At 56.7% G+C, this 18,133-nt stretch carries 20 protein-coding genes; 11 read left to right on the plus strand and 9 right to left on the minus strand.

All coding sequences use genetic code 11. From position 1 onward, the window contains the following. Positions 1–2: 2 nt before the first annotated feature. Complete coding sequence (gene exbB / locus FJD38_RS13175; RefSeq protein WP_146385690.1) at positions 3–983, minus strand: tonB-system energizer ExbB; 981 nt, start codon at positions 981–983, stop codon at positions 3–5. A gap of 188 nt (positions 984–1,171) precedes the next feature. On the opposite strand from exbB, the gene FJD38_RS13180 reads away from it, so the two are divergent. Beyond that, entirely contained in the window at positions 1,172–2,023 is an 852-nt protein-coding gene (locus FJD38_RS13180; protein ID WP_122786160.1) for an SDR family oxidoreductase, read from the plus strand. 34 nt (positions 2,024–2,057) lie between these two features. On the opposite strand, the gene FJD38_RS13185 is transcribed toward FJD38_RS13180, so the two are convergent. The 7 genes from FJD38_RS13185 to FJD38_RS13215 form a co-directional block, all read right to left on the minus strand. Beyond that, a complete protein-coding gene (locus tag FJD38_RS13185; protein WP_122786159.1) occupies positions 2,058–2,801 on the minus strand; it encodes a putative periplasmic lipoprotein in 744 nt (247 codons plus the stop codon). Positions 2,802–2,871: 70 nt separating this feature from the next. After that, a complete protein-coding gene (locus FJD38_RS13190) occupies positions 2,872–3,252 on the minus strand; it encodes a RidA family protein (RefSeq protein ID WP_122786158.1) in 381 nt (126 codons plus the stop codon). Between the two features lie 24 nt (positions 3,253–3,276). Then, positions 3,277–5,382 (minus strand): bifunctional GTP diphosphokinase/guanosine-3',5'-bis pyrophosphate 3'-pyrophosphohydrolase, encoded by a 2,106-nt coding sequence (gene spoT, locus FJD38_RS13195; RefSeq protein WP_122786157.1) that lies wholly within the window; start codon positions 5,380–5,382, stop codon positions 3,277–3,279. 60 nt (positions 5,383–5,442) lie between these two features. Then, positions 5,443–5,706, minus strand: a complete 264-nt coding sequence (gene rpoZ, locus FJD38_RS13200) for a DNA-directed RNA polymerase subunit omega (RefSeq protein WP_003437783.1) — start codon at positions 5,704–5,706, stop codon at positions 5,443–5,445. Positions 5,707–5,873: 167 nt separating this feature from the next. After that, positions 5,874–6,494 carry a guanylate kinase gene (gene gmk, locus FJD38_RS13205; protein WP_122786156.1) on the minus strand — a complete coding sequence of 207 codons (621 nt, stop codon included), beginning with the start codon at positions 6,492–6,494 and terminating at the stop codon, positions 5,874–5,876. A 13-nt stretch (positions 6,495–6,507) separates the two neighbouring features. Next, complete coding sequence (locus FJD38_RS13210) at positions 6,508–7,371, minus strand: YicC/YloC family endoribonuclease (RefSeq protein WP_122786155.1); 864 nt, start codon at positions 7,369–7,371, stop codon at positions 6,508–6,510. A gap of 149 nt (positions 7,372–7,520) precedes the next feature. Further along, positions 7,521–8,273 (minus strand): DUF2059 domain-containing protein, encoded by a 753-nt coding sequence (locus FJD38_RS13215; RefSeq protein ID WP_146385692.1) that lies wholly within the window; start codon positions 8,271–8,273, stop codon positions 7,521–7,523. 150 nt (positions 8,274–8,423) lie between these two features. Between FJD38_RS13215 and FJD38_RS13220 the strand changes: the two genes are divergently transcribed. From FJD38_RS13220 to FJD38_RS13230, 3 genes are read left to right on the plus strand one after another with little or no spacing between them, the layout of a single operon-like run. Next, complete coding sequence (locus tag FJD38_RS13220; RefSeq protein ID WP_122786153.1) at positions 8,424–9,059, plus strand: 2OG-Fe(II) oxygenase; 636 nt, start codon at positions 8,424–8,426, stop codon at positions 9,057–9,059. Next, positions 9,056–9,580, plus strand: a complete 525-nt coding sequence (locus FJD38_RS13225) for a 2-thiouracil desulfurase family protein (RefSeq protein ID WP_146385694.1) — start codon at positions 9,056–9,058, stop codon at positions 9,578–9,580. Before FJD38_RS13220 ends, FJD38_RS13225 begins: the two co-directional genes overlap by 4 nt. Before the next feature lie 32 nt (positions 9,581–9,612). Continuing rightward, complete coding sequence (locus FJD38_RS13230) at positions 9,613–10,326, plus strand: carbonic anhydrase (RefSeq protein WP_122786151.1); 714 nt, start codon at positions 9,613–9,615, stop codon at positions 10,324–10,326. A gap of 9 nt (positions 10,327–10,335) precedes the next feature. Here the strand turns inward: FJD38_RS13230 and FJD38_RS13235 are convergent, their stop codons facing one another. Then, positions 10,336–10,971 (minus strand): hypothetical protein, encoded by a 636-nt coding sequence (locus tag FJD38_RS13235; protein ID WP_122786150.1) that lies wholly within the window; start codon positions 10,969–10,971, stop codon positions 10,336–10,338. Between the two features lie 328 nt (positions 10,972–11,299). On the opposite strand from FJD38_RS13235, the gene coxB reads away from it, so the two are divergent. From coxB to FJD38_RS13270, 7 genes are all read left to right on the plus strand, one after another. Then, entirely contained in the window at positions 11,300–12,424 is a 1,125-nt protein-coding gene (coxB, locus tag FJD38_RS13240) for a cytochrome c oxidase subunit II (RefSeq protein WP_146385696.1), read from the plus strand. A gap of 46 nt (positions 12,425–12,470) precedes the next feature. Next, entirely contained in the window at positions 12,471–14,057 is a 1,587-nt protein-coding gene (ctaD, locus tag FJD38_RS13245; protein WP_146385697.1) for a cytochrome c oxidase subunit I, read from the plus strand. Between the two features lie 272 nt (positions 14,058–14,329). Then, positions 14,330–14,854 (plus strand): cytochrome c oxidase assembly protein, encoded by a 525-nt coding sequence (locus FJD38_RS13250; RefSeq protein ID WP_122783467.1) that lies wholly within the window; start codon positions 14,330–14,332, stop codon positions 14,852–14,854. Between the two features lie 11 nt (positions 14,855–14,865). After that, positions 14,866–15,753: a cytochrome c oxidase subunit 3 gene (locus FJD38_RS13255; protein ID WP_146385699.1), complete on the plus strand. Its 888-nt coding sequence runs from the start codon at positions 14,866–14,868 to the stop codon at positions 15,751–15,753. 12 nt (positions 15,754–15,765) lie between these two features. Then, complete coding sequence (locus FJD38_RS13260; protein WP_146385701.1) at positions 15,766–16,503, plus strand: SURF1 family protein; 738 nt, start codon at positions 15,766–15,768, stop codon at positions 16,501–16,503. Next, positions 16,478–17,071, plus strand: a complete 594-nt coding sequence (locus FJD38_RS13265; RefSeq protein ID WP_146385703.1) for a hypothetical protein — start codon at positions 16,478–16,480, stop codon at positions 17,069–17,071. Before FJD38_RS13260 ends, FJD38_RS13265 begins: the two co-directional genes overlap by 26 nt. Positions 17,072–17,083: 12 nt before the next feature. Further along, on the plus strand, positions 17,084–18,100 hold the full coding sequence (locus FJD38_RS13270) for a COX15/CtaA family protein (protein WP_146385705.1): 1,017 nt from the start codon (positions 17,084–17,086) through the stop codon (positions 18,098–18,100). Positions 18,101–18,133: the final 33 nt, after the last annotated feature.

Raw genomic sequence — 18,133 nt, forward strand, 5'->3', positions numbered from 1 at the left:
TATTACCCCACTTTGACCATGTGCGGTTGCGAGCTGCGCTCGGGCGGCAAGTGATCGAGATCACGGCTTACCAACAGCAGCACTTCTGCCGACGCATCAGCCACTTGAGCTTTGTAGCCCGTGATGGAGCGAGCGAACACGTTGTAAATCACTACCGCAGGAATCGCCGCAACCAGACCCAATGCAGTGGCCAGCAGGGCCTCGGCAATACCGGGCGCTACGACGGCCAGGTTGGTGGTTTGGGTTTTGGCGATACCGATAAAGCTGTTCATGATGCCCCACACCGTACCGAACAGACCGACGAACGGGGCTGTGGAGCCGATGGTAGCGAGGATGCCAGTGCCGCTGCTCATGTTGCGGCCACACGCGGCCACCAAGCGCTCAAGGCGGAAGCTGACCCGCTCTTTGATGCCTTCTTTTTCGCGGCTATTGGCCGACAGGCGCATCTCTTCGAGGGCATCCTGCACCAGCAAGTGGGCAAGCGTGCCTTCTTTACCGGCCGTCTCGCTGGCTTCTTTCAGGGTGCGGGCTTTTTTCAGATTAGCGATTTCGATGCGCAGACGGCGTTTGGCGCCCAGCACTTCGAAGCCTTTTGCAATCCAGATGGTCCAGGTAATGATCGAGGCGATGGCCAGGCCGATCATGACGATTTTGACGATGATGTCAGCGTTCTTGTACATGCCCCAAGGTGACAGGTCGTGGGCCATGCCCAGGCTATTGTCTTCTTCGGCGACGATCTGCGGCGCGTCATCGGCAGGCGCTACGGCGCCCTCGGCCAAAGCAGGATCAGTTGCACCCGGGGTTGCAACAGGCGCCGGAGCGACAGATTCAGTTGCGGGCTGAACGGCTGGAGTGGCAGGCTCGTCTGCAAAGGCCGCAGCAGGTGCCAGCAACAGGCTGAACATCAGCGCAGCTAGCCCACGCCAAAGGCGTGCCGGGCTTAACAGCGGGGTTGGCGAAGCGTTGGGATGATTGCGTGTCATGCTAGCCGGACCTGAGAAAAGTATGAAGGTTTTGCCCTACAACGCGTCTTAAGACCCAGGGCAATTGATGCGTTATTATTGCAAGTAATTCTTGTTAACAAAAGCAATAGCCACTGTTTTTTTCGTCTGTCACTACCTTGGTAGTGCCTATCCACGTAGTTTTGTAACAATTTGTTAGGAATTTTGAGATGTCCAAAGCCTCAGTTCTGATTGCCGGATGCGGCGATATCGGCAGCCGTTTGGCCACTCAACTGCTGGACAAAGGGTGGCAGGTCTATGGGCTTCGACGCTCGATTGAACGGTTGCCGGCAGGTGTCACAGGGATCGCCGGCGACCTGTTCAGTGCACAGTGCCCCGCTCAATGGCCTAAAGGTCAGATCGACTATGTGGTCTATAGCGCTGCCGCAACCGACCATGATGAGGCGGGTTATCAGGCCGCGTATGTCGACGGGTTGACGCACACATTGAGTTGGCTCAAACAAAACGGTCAGCAGCCAAAGCGCCTGTTGTTTGTCTCCAGCAGCGGCGTTTATGGCCAGAAAAATGGCGAATGGGTCGATGAAATGTCTCCCGCCCAAGCGACCAGCTATTCGGGCCGGATCATGTTAGAGGCCGAGCAAGTAGCGTTGAAGAGTGGCATTCCTGCCAGCACCGTACGTTTGACCGGTATCTACGGCCCCGGCCGTGAATGGATGCTGGGGCAGGTGCGCAAGGGCTATCGCGTGGCTGTCGATCCGCCGCTGTACGGCAACCGGATCCATGCCGATGATGCGGCCGGCTTACTGGCCTTCTTGCTTGATGCAGATTTGCAAGGCAAAACCCTGGACGACTGCTACATCGGCGTCGACAACGACCCGGCTCCGCTGGCAGAGGTGGTGGGATGGCTACGCGAGCGTCTGGGCGTGACGGCATGGGCAGAAGAAGCCAGCGTACGCAGGGCGGGCAGCAAGCGTTGCAGCAATGCCCGCGCCAAGGCATTGGGATGGGAGCCGCGGTACCCGAGCTATCGCGAAGGGTATGGGGAGATTTTGTCTAAATAAAGAAGCTGCAAGCTGCACGTTTGCAGCTTGACGCTTACAGCTGCTTTTCCAACAACCATTCCCGTTTGCCGGGATACAACTGGGGCATTTCGTCAGGCTTTGCGGAGTCCAGCGCCTGGAATATTTCCAGCTGGCGACCTTTGCGTACAAAGATGTGGGCCGCACCCACTTCGTCCTGTTGCAACCAGAGGCTGTCGAACTCGCCACTCATCGACGCGCAGTCGCCTGACAAACACAAGGCGTAAGCATTGGCATCGGGCAGACCTTTCACTTGGCCATCGGCCAAAAATGTCACTTGATTACCTTGGCCCTTACCGCTGATTACACGCCACTGGCCGCCCAGATAGGCCGTCTTGAGCGCATGCTCGAAATGCGTGCCCAAGGGCGCATCGCTTGCCAGATTAACGTTCGAACGCATGAATGATTGTCGAGGGTCGTCATCGCTGGCCGCTTGAATCAATTGGTTGCCGTTGATGCTCAAGTCGGTAGACGTACCGCCATAAAAGCCGACCTGCCAGACACCGTCTTTCTCAGGCATCAGCTTGCCTTCAACCCACTCGAATCCATTGGTGTAATTGGCTTTGGCTTTTTGGGCGTCGATCGCCCATTCAAGGTTTGGCCCGTTAGCCAGCAAGGCTTCACGCAAGTTGCCACCTTTGGCTGCTTCATCAATTGCGGCCTGGTTGATCCATACACCACTGATATCGCGAGAGGCGGGGTCGCTGGCACAGCCACCCAGAAAAATGGCAAGCAGTGACATAGCGAGCGCATTGCGCATGGTGGAATCCTTTTAAAGCGGGGGAAGCAGGGGGGTTGGCGCAGCAGGAAGGCGCTGCGCCGAGGGGGTGTTACTCAATAACCAGAATGGCGTCCATCTCAACCTGCGAACCTTTGGGCAGGGCAGCAACGCCAATGGCAGCACGGGCCGGGTAAGGCTGTTCAAAGTACTGACCCATGATTTCGTTGACCTTGGCGAAGTGGCTCAAGTCGGTCAGGAAGATGTTCAGTTTGACGATGTCTTTGAACGAACCACCTGCAGCCTCTGCCACGGACTTCAGGTTTTCGAACACCTGAATGGTCTGGGCTTCGAAACCTTCAACCAGTTCCATGGTTTTTGGGTCCAACGGGATCTGACCGGACATGTAGACAGTATTGCCAGCTTTGATCGCCTGAGAGTAAGTACCGATAGCAGCAGGTGCCTTGTCGCTGGTGATAACAGTCTTGGACATGGGTGACTCCTTGTAATGGGATGGCTACGCACGCATACGTGTGATGCGGATAACCCCGGTTAGGGCGCGCAGTTTTTTGATCACGCGGGCCAGGTGCACGCGATCGTGCACGCTGACCACCAGTTGGACCACGCTGATACGACCATCGCGTTCGTCCATGCTGATTTTTTCGATATTACCGTCTGCCGCATTGACGCTGCTGGCCAGCAGCGCAATCAGGCCGCGCTGGTGTTCCAGCTCGACGCGCAACTCGACGTTAAATTCGCCAGTAACGTCCTTGGCCCACGAGAGCTGGATGCACTTCTCGGGGTTATGCCGGATTTCACTGATATTGCGACAGTTGTCCAGGTGCACCACCATGCCCTTGCCCGCAGACAGGTGACCCACAATCGGGTCGCCGGGGATTGGCGTGCAACATTTCGCGTAACTGAGCACCAAGCCTTCTGTACCGCGAATCGCCAGCGGACCTTCAGGGCTTGGCAACTGGTCGCCTTCGCCCAGCAGGCGACGAGCGACGACATAGGCCATGCGGTTGCCCAGCCCGATGTCTTCGAGCAAGTCTTCGATCTGCTCCAGGCGGTATTCCTGAAGCATGGCCTGAATGCGCTCGGCCGGAATCTTGTCCAGTGCGCTGTTAAAGCCATTGAGCACTTTATTCAGCAGGCGTTCGCCCAAACTGACGGACTCGGAACGACGCTGCAATTTAAGCGCGTGGCGAATGTGCGTACGGGCCTTGCCGGTGACGACAAAGTTGAGCCAGGCCGGGTTGGGGCGGGCGCCGGGAGCGCTGACAATCTCGACCGTGGAGCCACTTTGCAGCGGCTCGGACAGCGGTGCGAGCCGACGATTGATACGGCAGGCAATGCAGCTATTACCGACGTCGGTGTGTACCGCGTAGGCAAAGTCGACCGCTGTGGAGCCTTTGGGCAGCTCCATGATTCGACCTTTGGGCGTGAACACATAGACCTCGTCCGGGAACAGGTCGATCTTCACGCTTTCGATAAATTCGAGGGAGTTGCCTGCGCGCTGCTGCATCTCCAGCACGCCTTTGACCCATTGCCGCGCCCGGGCGTGGGTGCCGGTGTGTTGCTCGTCGCCACTGGACTTGTACAGCCAGTGGGCGGCAATACCGTTGTTAGCCATTTCTTCCATTTCGCGGGTACGGATCTGAATTTCAATCGGTACGCCATGCATGCCAAACAGCGTGGTATGCAGCGATTGGTAGCCATTGGCTTTGGGGATGGCGATGTAGTCTTTGAAGCGCCCCGGCAAGGGTTTGTACAAATTATGTACAGCACCCAGCACGCGATAGCAGGTGTCTACCTTGTCGACGATGATCCGGAACGCGTACACGTCCATGATTTCGTTGAAGGCCCGACGCTTGCCACGCATTTTTTTGTAAATGCCGTAGATGTGTTTCTGACGACCGCTGACTTCGCCCTGAATGCCATCAACGGCCAAACAGTGGCTGAGCGACTCTTCAATTTTGTTGACGATTTCTTTGCGGTTGCCCCGAGCGCGTTTCACGGCTTGGGAGATGCGCGCGGAGCGCATCGGGTACATCGCTTTAAAGCCGAGGTCTTCGAATTCGATACGAATGCTGTGCATACCCAGCCGATTGGCAATGGGTGCGTAGATTTCCAGGGTTTCCTTGGCAATCCGCCGACGCTTTTCGCCGGACAACACTTCGAGGGTGCGCATGTTATGCAGGCGATCAGCCAGCTTCACCAAAATAACGCGGATATCCCGCGCCATGGCCATGGCCATTTTCTGGAAGTTTTCAGCTTGGGCTTCGGCCTTGGTTTCGAAGTTCATCTGAGTCAGCTTGCTGACTCCATCGACCAGTTCAGCGACAGTTTCGCCAAACTGCGAAACCAGTGCTTCCTTGGCAATGCCGGTGTCTTCGATCACATCGTGCAGCATGGCCGCCATCAAACTTTGATGGTCCATATGCATGTCGGCCAGAATATTGGCGACTGCCAGCGGATGTGTGACATAGGGTTCGCCGCTACGTCGGCGTTGGCCGTCGTGGGCTTGCTCGGCGTAGAAGTACGCTCGTCGGACCAGATTGACCTGATCCGCACTGAGGTAAGTCGACAAGCGATCGGCGAGGGCGTCTATGCTCGGCAAGAGGGAGCCTCCTGCCAAAACTGTGAACCCTTCGCCGTGCTACGTCGACCGGGCATAGGCTTAGTTCGCCTCGTTGGACTCGTCCTCGAACGCTGCGAACAGCGGTTCGTCTTCGACGATTTCAGCGTTGGCGATAAACTCGTAGCTCATCAGGCCTGCAGCGATTTCACGCAGGGCAACGACGGTAGGCTTGTCGTTTTCCCACTCAACCAAAGGCTCTTTACCGCCTGTGGCCAGTTGACGGGCACGCTTGGTAGAGAGCATGACCAGCTCAAAGCGGTTATCCACGTGTTCTAGACAGTCTTCAACGGTTACGCGGGCCATGGTCTTCCTCGTAGCAAATGCAATATGCGCGCTGCCCGGATGGGCGAGCGGACTGAACAGTTTAAAAAATCACCAGCCATTAGGGAAGCGCTGATTTTTCAAGCCACTCTTCAAAACCTCTGTAAGCGCCAATGTAAAGCCCTTGCAGGGGTTTTGGGAAGTGCTGATTAACCCAGCAGTTCAGCCAGTAATTTGCCGAAACGCTGCTGCTGACGTTTTTGCTGGAGCCGATTGGCGTGAAAAATGGCCTTCAGATCTTCAAGCGCCAGCGCAAAATCGTCATTAATGATCAGGTAGTCGTAGTCGACATAGTGGCTCATTTCACTCACGGCTTCACGCATGCGCCCGTCAATGATTTCGTCGCTGTCCTGCCCGCGGTTGTTCAGACGCTCGCGCAGCGCTTGCTGGCTCGGCGGCAGGATGAAGATCGAGCGTGCTTGCGGCATCAACTTGCGAACCTGCTCGGCGCCCTGCCAGTCGATTTCCAAAATGAGGTCGTGGCCTTCATCCAGCGTCTGTTGCAAGTAGCTCTGCGATGTACCGTAAAGGTTGCCGAAGACTTCAGCGCGCTCCAGGAAATCACCGTGCTCAATCATTTTCACGAACGCTTCGCGTGAGACGAAGTGATAGTTTTCGCCGTCGACCTCGCCCGGACGCATGGCCCGGGTGGTGTGTGATACGGAAACGCGAATCTGCGGCTCCAGGTCGATCAATGCTTTGACGAGGCTGGTCTTGCCTGCACCCGAGGGCGCAGAAACGATATAAAGGGTGCCAGTGCTGTGGGTCATGTCAGGGGGAGCCTTACTCAATATTCTGTACTTGTTCACGCATTTGCTCGATCAACACTTTGAGGTTGACCGCCGCTTGGGTGCTGCGCGGGTCGAATGCCTTTGAGCCCAGTGTATTGGCCTCACGGTTAAGCTCTTGCATCAGGAAGTCGAGACGTCGACCGGCAGCGCCCGCAGACTTGAGCACACGGCGCACCTCCAGGATATGGGTGCTCAACCGGTCAAGCTCTTCAGCGACATCGCTTTTTTGCGCGAGCAAAACCATTTCTTGCTCAAGGCGCTGGGGATCAAGCTCGGCTTTCATGTCAGCAAAGCGATCAAGCACCTTTTGACGCTGGGTAGCGAGCATCTGCGGCACTAATTCACGCAGGGTTTCGACATCGCTTTCAATCGCGGTCAAGCGGTCGCTGATCAAGCGCGCCAGTTCCGCGCCTTCGCGCTCACGGCCGTTTTTCAACTCTTGCAAACCTTGCTTGAACAACGCCAGCGCTAGAGTGTTGAGCGCTTGCGGGTCACTGGCATCCGCGACCAGTACACCGGGCCACGCCAGCACTTCGAGCGGGTTCAGTGCCGCAGGCTGTTTGATCAGGCCGGCGATGGTTTCAGCGGCGGCCACCAATTGCGCAGCACGCTCACGGTCGATCTGCAGCGGCTTGCCTGTCGTTTCCTCAGTGAAACGCAAGGTGCATTCCAGTTTTCCCCGAGAAATACCTTGGCGCAGCGCTTCACGCACTGCCCCTTCCAGGTCTCGAAACGATTCAGGCAAGCGCAGGTGCGGCTCCAGGTAGCGGCTGTTGACCGAGCGCAACTCCCAGCTCAAGGTGCCTTGAGTGCCGGCACTTTCGACGCGGGCAAAGGCGGTCATGCTATGCACCATGGACGGTACCTCGCGATTCAATGAATTAAGCCTGATGGCTATTAAGGCGGCGGATTGTAACGCAGTGCGACGGGCTGCCCCAAATGACGTCCGTCGCAAAGGTGCATCCATGATGAGTGCGCCCCACCGGGGCCGCGACAGGGTGGCTTTTAAGGGGCCAAGCTAGAGGTGCTTTGCCCAACCGCCAAGCCGGCGCGAATCGCTGCCAGTGCCGCCTGATAATAAGCCTTACCCTCGGGCGACTCGGCAAAGGTGACGAATTCTTCCAGCTCAGGGTCAGACAGATCGCGATACACATAGAGCAACGTGTTATCCAGTTCGCCGCCAATTTGCTCCATCAAGCGCTGACGCTGACCATTGAGCATGCCGGGTGCCAAACCACCCCCCAACAAACCCGGAATCATTGCACTCAAGCTGTCTGCTGCAACGCCTGCAATGGCCAAGGTAATTTCTGCACCCGCTTCGCGGGCCGGCAATGCCCGGGACAAACGATTAATCAGCAACTGACGAGTGGCACTGGCCTCAATGCGTGGCAAGCCTCTTGCGTGCTTGGCCAATTGGTCGGGACGCGTGGCGAGCAGCTCCGCCGCCACAATTTTGCGCCCCACGGGCGACTGAAAAAAGGTCAGCGCAGGGGCTGGATTGGGCAGGTTTTTGCGCATCTGCTCTTTGGCCCGCTTATCCATAGCGTCAGGGTCAAAGCGCTGGTTGCTGTTATTCATCAACGCCTGATAGACCGCAGGCGGCAACGTATTGCGGTAACGCTCCTGAGTGGCACTGAGCGCGTCATTGAAATGCGCGCGCTGTTCTGGCCAGCCAGCGACCTGAAACAGGTCATCGAGGCTGTCTGCCCATGCGGGTAACGTACACAACATCATTAAAACGAATAACAAACGGCGCATGGGGGACTCCTGTCAGCAAGGCGCTATTGTCCGGGTGTGGCGTAGGACTTGTCGAGAATCCTCTTTGCCAAGAAGTTTTAAATAATCGGTCGAATTATTTACACATTGCCAGCTAGACGGAGCTGTCAGATTTTAAGGGGTGTGGATATTATGCGCCGCATGCAAATACCCTCTGATCATCCGCTGTTGCTACGCATTGTCGACGACCTGTACGCGCAGGGATGGTCACAGCAAAACATTTTTCTGCCCGAGGCTTTGACCCTCGAACTGGCGGCTGAGTGCCACAAACGCTCTGCCGAAGGTGAGTTGACCCCGGCGGCGGTCGGGCGCGGTCTTACCCAAGAGGTCCGAGAGGGTATACGCGGCGACCATATTCAATGGCTGGAGCCGGGAGAGGCTCTAGCCTGCGACAGTTATTTAGGCTTGATGGAAAGCCTGCGAATCGCCATGAATCGCAGGCTTTTTTTGGGCCTTGAAGACTTCGAAAGTCACTTCGCGCTTTACCCGCCCGGTGCGTTTTACCTTAAACACCTTGACCGTTTTCGCGATGATGACCGGCGCATGGTGTCGGCCGTGGTGTACCTCAATCAAGCGTGGTTGCCCGAGCACGGCGGCCAGTTGCGCATGTACCTTGAAGACAACGTCGATTACGACGTACTGCCGACCGGCGGCTGTCTGGTGGTGTTTCTGTCAGGTGAAGTACCTCACGAAGTCATGCCCGCAACCCGTGATCGCCTGTCATTGACCGGCTGGTTTCGCCGCCGCGCCACGGAGGTAGTCATATGAGGGAAAAACTGTTGGTCAGCCGCTGCCTGCTGGGTCATCGCGTGCGCTACGACGGCGGCGCCAGCGGCCCATATGCACAGTTGGCGCTGTGGCAAGACCAAGGCCGGGTGATTGCAGTCTGTCCGGAAGTCGCAGGGGGGTTACCCACACCACGCGCGGCTGCAGAAATCCCCGGTGGTCAAGGCGCCCAAGTGCTAGAGGGCTTGGCACCCGTGATCACCACCGACGCAGAAGATGTCACCGCCGCCTTTGTGTCTGGCGCTCGGCAAGCCTTGGCGCTGGTAAAGCAACACGGCATTCGCATCGCGATCCTCAAGGCCAACAGTCCGTCTTGCGGCAATATTCTGACCTATGACGGCAGTTTTAGCGGGGTCAAAGTCCAAGGCCAGGGCGTAACGGCAGCGCTGCTGAGCCAAGCCGGTGTGCAGGTATTCAACGAATTGCAATTGGCAGAAGCCGCCCAAGCGTTAGCAACCCTTGAGTCGCTGGCGAAGGCTGCTACGAAGATTGAGTTCAGGTAACATTCGCTACCACTTTGCCCAGGGATATTACGATGACTGACAAGCCTAAAACGCAGCCTTCGGACACGGCTGAAAGTGCCGATTCAGCACTGCACCATATCGTTGATGGCTTTTTGCATTTTCATCACGAGATTTTTCCCGAGCAAGAAGCCTTCTTCAAGAAACTTGCCACGGCGCAAAATCCACGGGCGATGTTTATTGCCTGTGCCGATTCGCGCATCGTCCCCGAGCTGATCACTCAAAGTGCGCCGGGTGACCTGTTTGTCACCCGCAACGTCGGTAACGTCGTACCGCCCTACGGGCAGATGAACGGTGGTGTTTCCACCGCCATTGAATACGCAGTACTGGCGCTTGGCGTGCAGCACATCATCATCTGCGGGCATTCGGATTGCGGCGCAATGCGTGCGGTCTTGAACCCCGCCAGCCTGAAGAAGATGCCGACGGTTAAAGCCTGGTTACATCACGTAGAAGTGGCTAAAACCATGGTGCAGGAGAACTGCAACTGTGCCAATGAAGCCGAAAGCATGCACGTACTGACCGAAGAGAACGTGATTGCCCAGTTGCAGCACTTGCGCACACACCCGTCGGTGGCATCACGCATGGCCAACGGGCAGCTGTTCATTCACGGCTGGGTATACGACATCGAAACCAGCGAAATCAAAGCGTACGATGCCGACAAAGGGGCATTCCTGCCGCTGGATGGCACCAGTCCGATTCCGAGTGCAACGCCTAAAGCGCGGTTCTGACCCAACCGATCAAAGCGTCAGCCCAATGCCTAATTGCTTGGACATGCACGGCCATTGGCTCCATGCGGTGCCAGTGGCCGGGCTGACGAGTTTTTTACGGTAGGCTTCGACCGTTTCCAGTGCAAAGTTTTCGTCGTCGAGCATTTCATCGACCGCGTGGTGCACGGCTTCGTCCAGCTGATTGGCAAACGCTTCACCGATCAATTGATGGGCGATGATATTGGCCACGGTCGTGTCCAGTGGTATCAAAGGCTGGCCGAAATGCTTGATATAGACGTCATTGACCTCTTCGACAAGCCGATGTGCCAGATACGCTTCGTCCAGCAAAGCCTCTAGCCCTTCGTGCCCCTTAAGCAACTCTTGAGCATCGGTAAAATAGTGCTCGGCGATGCGCAATACCGGGGTGATTTGCGATTCAATACCCGCCTTCTGCGCCACATCATTGGCAGCATCCAGCAAATCGGGCACTTGTTCGATGTACGCGCTGACAAAACGCGTCATCACTTCATTTTTGTCGAATTCAGGCAGTTCAATCGCGGCATGAAGCTGCGGCAATTGCGTGGCCAAATGCTTGGCGAGCAGGCCCGTTGTTGCCTCATGTGTTTGGGCACACAAGATCTGCGCACGGATGGCGGCGGTGTTCATGGGAACTCCAGGGGAGAAACGCTAGACAGGGAATAACTTTAAAAGTAGCCCTTAAAACGCAAAGGATATTTTTCAGGGGCAGTATTGTTATTCATTTTGTGACGCGGGAGTGAGTGCCATTTGTCGATGGGACTGTAATTGATTCATTTAACCCTCCTCAGTGCAGGGTTTATGTCGCTGTCTATACTCGATTCTAGAAAACGTTTTTCGATGATGCCCGACTGCCCGAGCAGACGAGGCCAGGCGCTCAAACCGCCCCCTTGTATAAAGAGCTGGCACCCAGGCATAGACCGGCGCACTAACAAGAAAAACCAAGGGGAACACCGCGATGCGACATCCAAAACTATGGATGGGGCTGTTGTTGTGGTCAGTTTTCAACCCGGCACACGCTGCCTGGACGGTGAACATGTCACCGGGCGCGACCGAGGTCAGCCACGCCGTATTTGATTTGCACATGACCATCTTCTGGATCTGTGTGGTCATCGGCATCATTGTGTTTGGTGCAATGCTGTGGTCAATAATCGTTCACAGACGCTCCACCGGTCAGCAAGCGGCTACGTTTCATGAGAGCACCAAGGTCGAAATTCTCTGGACGGTCGTGCCTCTGATCATCCTTATCGTGATGGCCATCCCGGCAACCAGAACCCTGATCAACATTTACGACAACAGTGATTCGGATATCGACATCCAGATCACCGGTTATCAGTGGAAGTGGCATTACAAATACTTGGGCCAAGACGTCGAGTTCTTCAGCAATCTGGCCACCCCTGCTGATCAAATCCACAATCAGTCCCCCAAAAGCGAACATTACCTGCTTGAAGTCGATGAGCCGCTCGTGCTGCCCACAGGTGCCAAAATCCGGTTTCTGGTGACCTCTGCCGACGTGATCCACTCGTGGTGGGTACCGGCGTTTGCAGTCAAACGCGATGCCATTCCAGGGTTTATCAATGAGGCCTGGTCTCGCGTCGAAAAGCCCGGCCTCTATCGCGGTCAGTGCGCCGAATTGTGCGGCAAGGATCACGGCTTTATGCCCATCGTGGTGGACGTCAAAACCCGCCCGGACTACGACGCCTGGCTCGCCGAGCGTAAAGCCCAGGCGGCGCAGCTCAAGGAGTTGACCAGCAAAGAGTGGACCCTCGATGAACTGGTGGCCCGGGGGGACAAGGTTTATCACACCACCTGCACGGCCTGTCATCAGGCTGAAGGGCAGGGCCTGCCGCCGATGTTCCCCGCGCTCAAAGGCTCGCCCATTGCCACGGGCCCTAAAGAAGACCACCTGCACCGCGTGTACTTTGGCAAGCCGGGCACGGCGATGGCCGCTTTTGGCAAGCAACTCTCAGAAGTCGATATTGCCGCGGTGGTGACGTACGAACGCAACGCCTGGGGCAACAATAAAGGCGACATGGTGACCCCAAAAGACGTGCTGGCGCTCAAACAGGCGCAAGCCAAATGAGCCTGCGGGCGCGCAACAACCGATGGCCCTTTGCAGGAGTCAGGACATGAGTGCGGTTATCGACGATCACACAGCAGCTGACCACGCCCACGGCCCTGCAAAAGGCCTTATGCGCTGGGTGCTTACCACCAATCACAAAGACATCGGCACGCTGTACCTGTGGTTTAGCTTCTGCATGTTTTTGCTGGGTGGCTCGTTTGCCATGGTGATTCGTGCCGAGCTGTTCCAGCCAGGCTTACAAATTGTCGAGCCCGCGTTCTTCAATCAGATGACCACCATGCACGGCTTGATCATGGTGTTTGGCGCGGTGATGCCGGCGTTTGTCGGGCTGGCCAACTGGATGATCCCCTTGATGATCGGCGCACCCGACATGGCCCTGCCGAGGATGAACAACTTCAGCTTCTGGCTACTGCCTGCCGCCTTTTTCATGCTGATCTCGACGCTCTTTATGGCTGGAGGCGGGCCGAATTTTGGCTGGACCTTCTACGCGCCCTTATCCACCACTTACGCACCCGAAAGCGTGACTTATTTTATTTTTGCCATCCATTTGATGGGTATTAGCTCAATCATGGGTGCGATCAACGTCATTGCGACCATCCTCAACCTGCGCGCCCCTGGCATGACACTGATGAAAATGCCGCTGTTCGTCTGGACGTGGTTGATCACAGCTTTTTTGTTAATTGCCGTGATGCCGGTGCTGGCAGGCGTGGTGACCATGATGTTGATGGACATCCACTTCGGCACCAGTTTCTTTAGTGCTGCGGGTGGCGGTGACCCGGTGTTGTTCCAACATGTGTTCTGGTTTTTTGGTCATCCCGAGGTGTACATCATGATTCTGCCGGCGTTCGGGGCCATTAGCGCGATCATTCCAACCTTCTCGCGCAAACCGCTGTTCGGTTACACCTCAATGGTTTATGCCACGGCGAGCATTGCCTTTCTGTCGTTTATTGTTTGGGCGCACCATATGTTTGTGGTGGGCATTCCACTCGTCGGCGAGCTGTTTTTTATGTATGCCACGTTGCTGATCGCGGTGCCGACCGGGGTCAAGGTGTTCAACTGGGTCAGCACCATGTGGCAAGGCTCGCTGACGTTCGAAACACCTATGCTGTTCGCCGTAGCCTTTGTGATTTTATTCACAATCGGCGGTTTTTCCGGGTTGATGCTGGCCATCGCCCCGGCTGACTTTCAGTACCACGATACCTACTTCGTGGTGGCGCATTTCCACTACGTTCTGGTGCCCGGCGCCATCTTCGGGATCTTCGCCTCGACCTACTACTGGCTGCCGAAATGGACTGGTCACATGTATGACGAAACGCTGGGTAAGCTGCATTTCTGGCTGTCATTTGTGGGCATGAACCTGACCTTCTTCCCCATGCACTTTGTGGGTCTGGCGGGCATGCCGCGCCGGGTGCCGGACTACAACCTGCAATTTGCCGACTTCAACATGGTGTCGTCGATTGGCGGGTTTATGTTTGGGACGACGCAGCTGTTATTCCTGTTTATCGTCATCAAATGCATTCGCGGAGGCCCGAAAGCGCCCGCCAAACCGTGGGATGGTGCTGAAGGCCTGGAGTGGAGCGTGCCTTCGCCCGCGCCCTATCACACCTTTACGACACCGCCCCGGATTGATTGAACGCTAGGCTTAAAGGCCCCCTCACCCTAACCCTCTCCCGGAGGGAGAGGGGACTAAAAGCAAAGCAGATGTGCGCAATGCCACAGATCAAGCTCCCTCGCCCTCCGGGAGAGGGGACTGAAAGCAAAGCAGATGTGCGCAATGCCACAGATCAAGCTCCCTCGCCCTCCGGGAGAGGGGACTGAAAGCAAAGCAGATGTGTGCAATGCCACAGATCAAGCTCCCTCTCCCTCCGGGAGAGGGTTGGGGTGAGGGGCTTTTGGGAGTAGACCATGAACACGTCAGCACCGATCAAACGCCTGGTTCTACGCCTGTCACTCATGGTGGTGGTGATGTTTGCTTTTGGCTTTGCACTGGTGCCGATCTACGACGTGATGTGCAAGGCCTTCGGCATTAATGGCAAAACCGCGGGCCAATATGAAGGTGAGCAAGTCGTTGATTCAAGTCGTCAGGTACGGGTGCAGTTTTTAGCCACCAACAACATCAACATGGTGTGGGAGTTCTACCCCAAGAACGATCAATTAGTGACCAACCCCGGCGCGGTCAACGAGATGATCTTTGTCGCCTTCAACCCCTCTGACCACCCAATGAAAGCTCAGGCGGTACCCAGTATCTCGCCTGCCGAAGCGGCCCAATATTTTCACAAGACCGAATGCTTCTGCTTTACCCAGCAAACCCTGCAACCTGGCGAGCGGATCGAAATGCCCGTGCGTTTTATTGTCGACCGCGACATGCCCAAGGAAGTGAAGCATCTGACGCTGGCTTACACGCTGTTTGATATCACCGCTGCCCGATAGGAGAACGCGCCATGGCAAGTCACGATCACTACTACGTGCCAGCCCAAAGCAAGTGGCCCATCATCGCCACGCTGGGGTTGTTGGTCACGGTGTATGGCCTGGCGACGTGGTTTAACGACCTGAAAGCGGCGCGGCCCGAGTCCCACGGCCCATTGCTGTTTTTTATCGGCGGCCTGATGGTTGCCTTCATGCTATTTGGCTGGTTCGGCGCGGTGGTTAAAGAGAGCCGAGCCGGACTTTACAGCGCGCAATTGGATCGCTCGTTTCGATGGGGCATGACCTGGTTTATCTTTTCTGAAGTGATGTTCTTTGTGGCGTTCTTCGGCGCACTGTTTTATGTACGGCATTTTTCCGGCCCTTGGCTGGGAGGCGAAGGCAGCAAAGGGGTGGCCCACATCCTCTGGCCAAATTTTCAATTCACCTGGCCGCTGCTGCATACCCCCGACCCGGCACTTTACCCCCCGCCCAAAGGCACCATCAGCCCGTGGGGCTTGCCGTTGCTCAATACCGTGTTGCTGGTCACGTCCAGTATCACCCTCACGCTGGCCCATCACGCCCTGAATAAAGGTCAGCGCGAAAAGCTGAAATTCTGGCTCGGTGTAACGGTGTTGCTGGGTATCGGTTTTTTGGGCTTTCAGGCTGAGGAATATCTTCACGCTTACAAAGAACTGGGGCTGACGCTGGGCTCCGGTGTTTATGGCGCCACCTTCTTTATGCTCACCGGCTTTCACGGCGCACACGTCACCATCGGTGCCCTGATTTTGCTGGTGATGCTGATCCGCATCGCTCGCGGGCATTTCAATGCCGAGCACCAGTTCGGTTTTCAGGCGGCGACGTGGTACTGGCATTTTGTAGACGTGGTGTGGCTCGGGTTGTTTCTCTTTGTTTACGTGCTGTGAGCCGGGGTGGCCATGTCGCGCTTTCGCCCCGGTGTCATCCCCACGCTGGTCGTCATGGCGCTACTGCCCATATTGGTGTCTCTGGGCTTTTGGCAGCTAAGCCGTGCTGAGCAAAAACGTGTGCTGTTAACCCGCTATGCCGAACGCCAGCACGCCGCACCGCTGACAGTGGATCAAGTCATGGCCAACGCTGAGCCAGTGTTTCGACGGGTGCAGTTACGCGGGCATCTCGACGCCGAGCACAGCCTGTTGCTGGACAACCGGATACGCGACGGACAGCCCGGCGTAGAACTGCTGCAGCCGTTTCAAGACCAAGCCAGTGGTCAATGGGTCCTGCTCAATCGCGGCTGGCTACCCTGGCCCAGTCGCCGTACGCCTCCCGTGTTCAGCACGCCGCAAGACACTCTGGATGTTCTGGGCTGGGTGTATGAATCCCCAGGCGCTGTGTTCCAGTTACAGGCTGATCCGCTGGCCGCGCCGTGGCCACGTCTGATCACGGCGGTAACGCCCGCCGCACTCTGGGCCGAATTGGGCCGCGAAGGCTTTGCCGATGAAGTGCGTTTAGCGCCTGGCATTGGCGCTTATCAAGCCGACTGGCCTCTGATATCCACAGGCATGGGCCCGGAAAAACACACCGCCTATGCCGTGCAATGGTTCGCGATGGCGCTGGCTTTGCTGGCGCTATATGGGTACTTCGGTTGGCATCACGCGCAGGAGAAAACTCATGGCAAGCGCCATCAATCACTCTGATACCGCTCGCTCGCCCGACCCGATCAAACGGCGGCGGGGGCGTTTGCAACTGCTCCTGATTTTGCTGCTGACTCTGGGTCCAATGGTGCTGGCCACAAGTATGTACATGCTCAAATTCTGGGTACCCGAAAGTCGCAGCTATCACGGCGAAATGATTGGCAACGGGCAAGGACGCGCAGCGTTGGGCGTCACCAGCGATGAGCAGCGCTGGCAGTTATTGGTGACCGCCCCGCAAGGATGTGACGCGGATTGTCAGCAGTTGGTCTACCTGGCCCGCCAGCTTCAAATCGGCCTGGGCCGCGATGCCTCACGGGCGACCCATGCGCTGGCGGTGGGGCAGGCACTAGACGCTGCTTATGCCGCCCGGTTGCAACGTGAATACCCGCAACTACAGCGCTATACCCTGCACATGCCGACTTATACACAGGGCGCAGAAGGAAATGGCGCAGCGCAACTGTGGATCGTTGATCCGCATGGCAATCTGGTGTTGCGCTACGACCCTCAGGTCAAGGGCAAAGACGTGCTCACCGATCTGCGCCACCTGCTCAAGCTGTCCAATATCGGATAGGGAGGCCATGTCATGGCCAAAGCTGGATTTCGCCTTGCCCTGCTGGCCACTGTAGTGGCCATGATGGTCGTATTGCTCGGTGCCTACACGCGACTGACCCATTCAGGCTTGGGTTGTCCGGACTGGCCAGGCTGTTACGGATTTATCAGCGTGCCCAGCACGGACGCGCAATTAGCCCATGCCGAACTGCACTTTCCTGAAGCGCCGGTTGAGGCGGCAAAAGGGTGGAGCGAGATGGTTCATCGTTATTGCGCCGGCACCCTGGGATGCTTGATCCTGCTATTGGCAGTACGCGCCTGGAAGCAGCGAAAACGGCACGATCAGCCGCTCAAACTACCGCTGTTTATTCTGCTCGTGGTGATCATCCAGGCAGCATTTGGCATGTGGACCGTGACACTGAAATTATGGCCGCAAGTAGTCACAGCACATCTCATGGGAGGTTTTGCGACCTTGAGTCTGCTGTTTTTGCTGACGTTACGCTTGTCCGGGTGGTTGCCTGCTCTGGCCATACCAAGACGTTTGCAACGCTGGGCGACGGCGGGCCTGGTGCTGGTCATCATCCAAATTGCGCTGGGTGGCTGGGTCAGTTCCAACTATGCCGCCGTGGCTTGCGTCGACCTTCCTACATGCCATGGCCAGTGGTGGCCAGCCGCCGATTTCACCAATGGCTTCCACCTGACCCAACACATCGGCCCCAACTATCTGGGCGGTCAACTGGACAGCGAAGCACGCACTGCCATTCACCTCGCTCACCGACTCGGGGCGGTGCTGCTGACGCTGGTATTGCTAGGGTTGGCCTGGCAACTGCGCAAAGTCGGCATGCCACGATTGGCAGGGCTTGTGCTACTGGTGCTGGCTGTACAAATAAGCTTGGGCTTGAGCAATGTACTGTTCGGCCTGCCTTTGGGGTTGGCGGTGGCACACAACGCGGGTGGGGCCGCCTTGATGCTCACATTGGTGCTGGTCAACTACCACGCACGTACGGCGTTTGTCCGAGTCAGGGGCGGACACTTTCTGCAATGGGCATAGGTGCTGTACCGTTGCGCTTAATCGATGACTACC

The sequence above is a fragment of the Pseudomonas saxonica genome (genome assembly GCF_007858365.1).
In the GTDB taxonomy this organism is placed as follows: Bacteria; Pseudomonadota; Gammaproteobacteria; order Pseudomonadales; family Pseudomonadaceae; genus Aquipseudomonas; species Aquipseudomonas saxonica.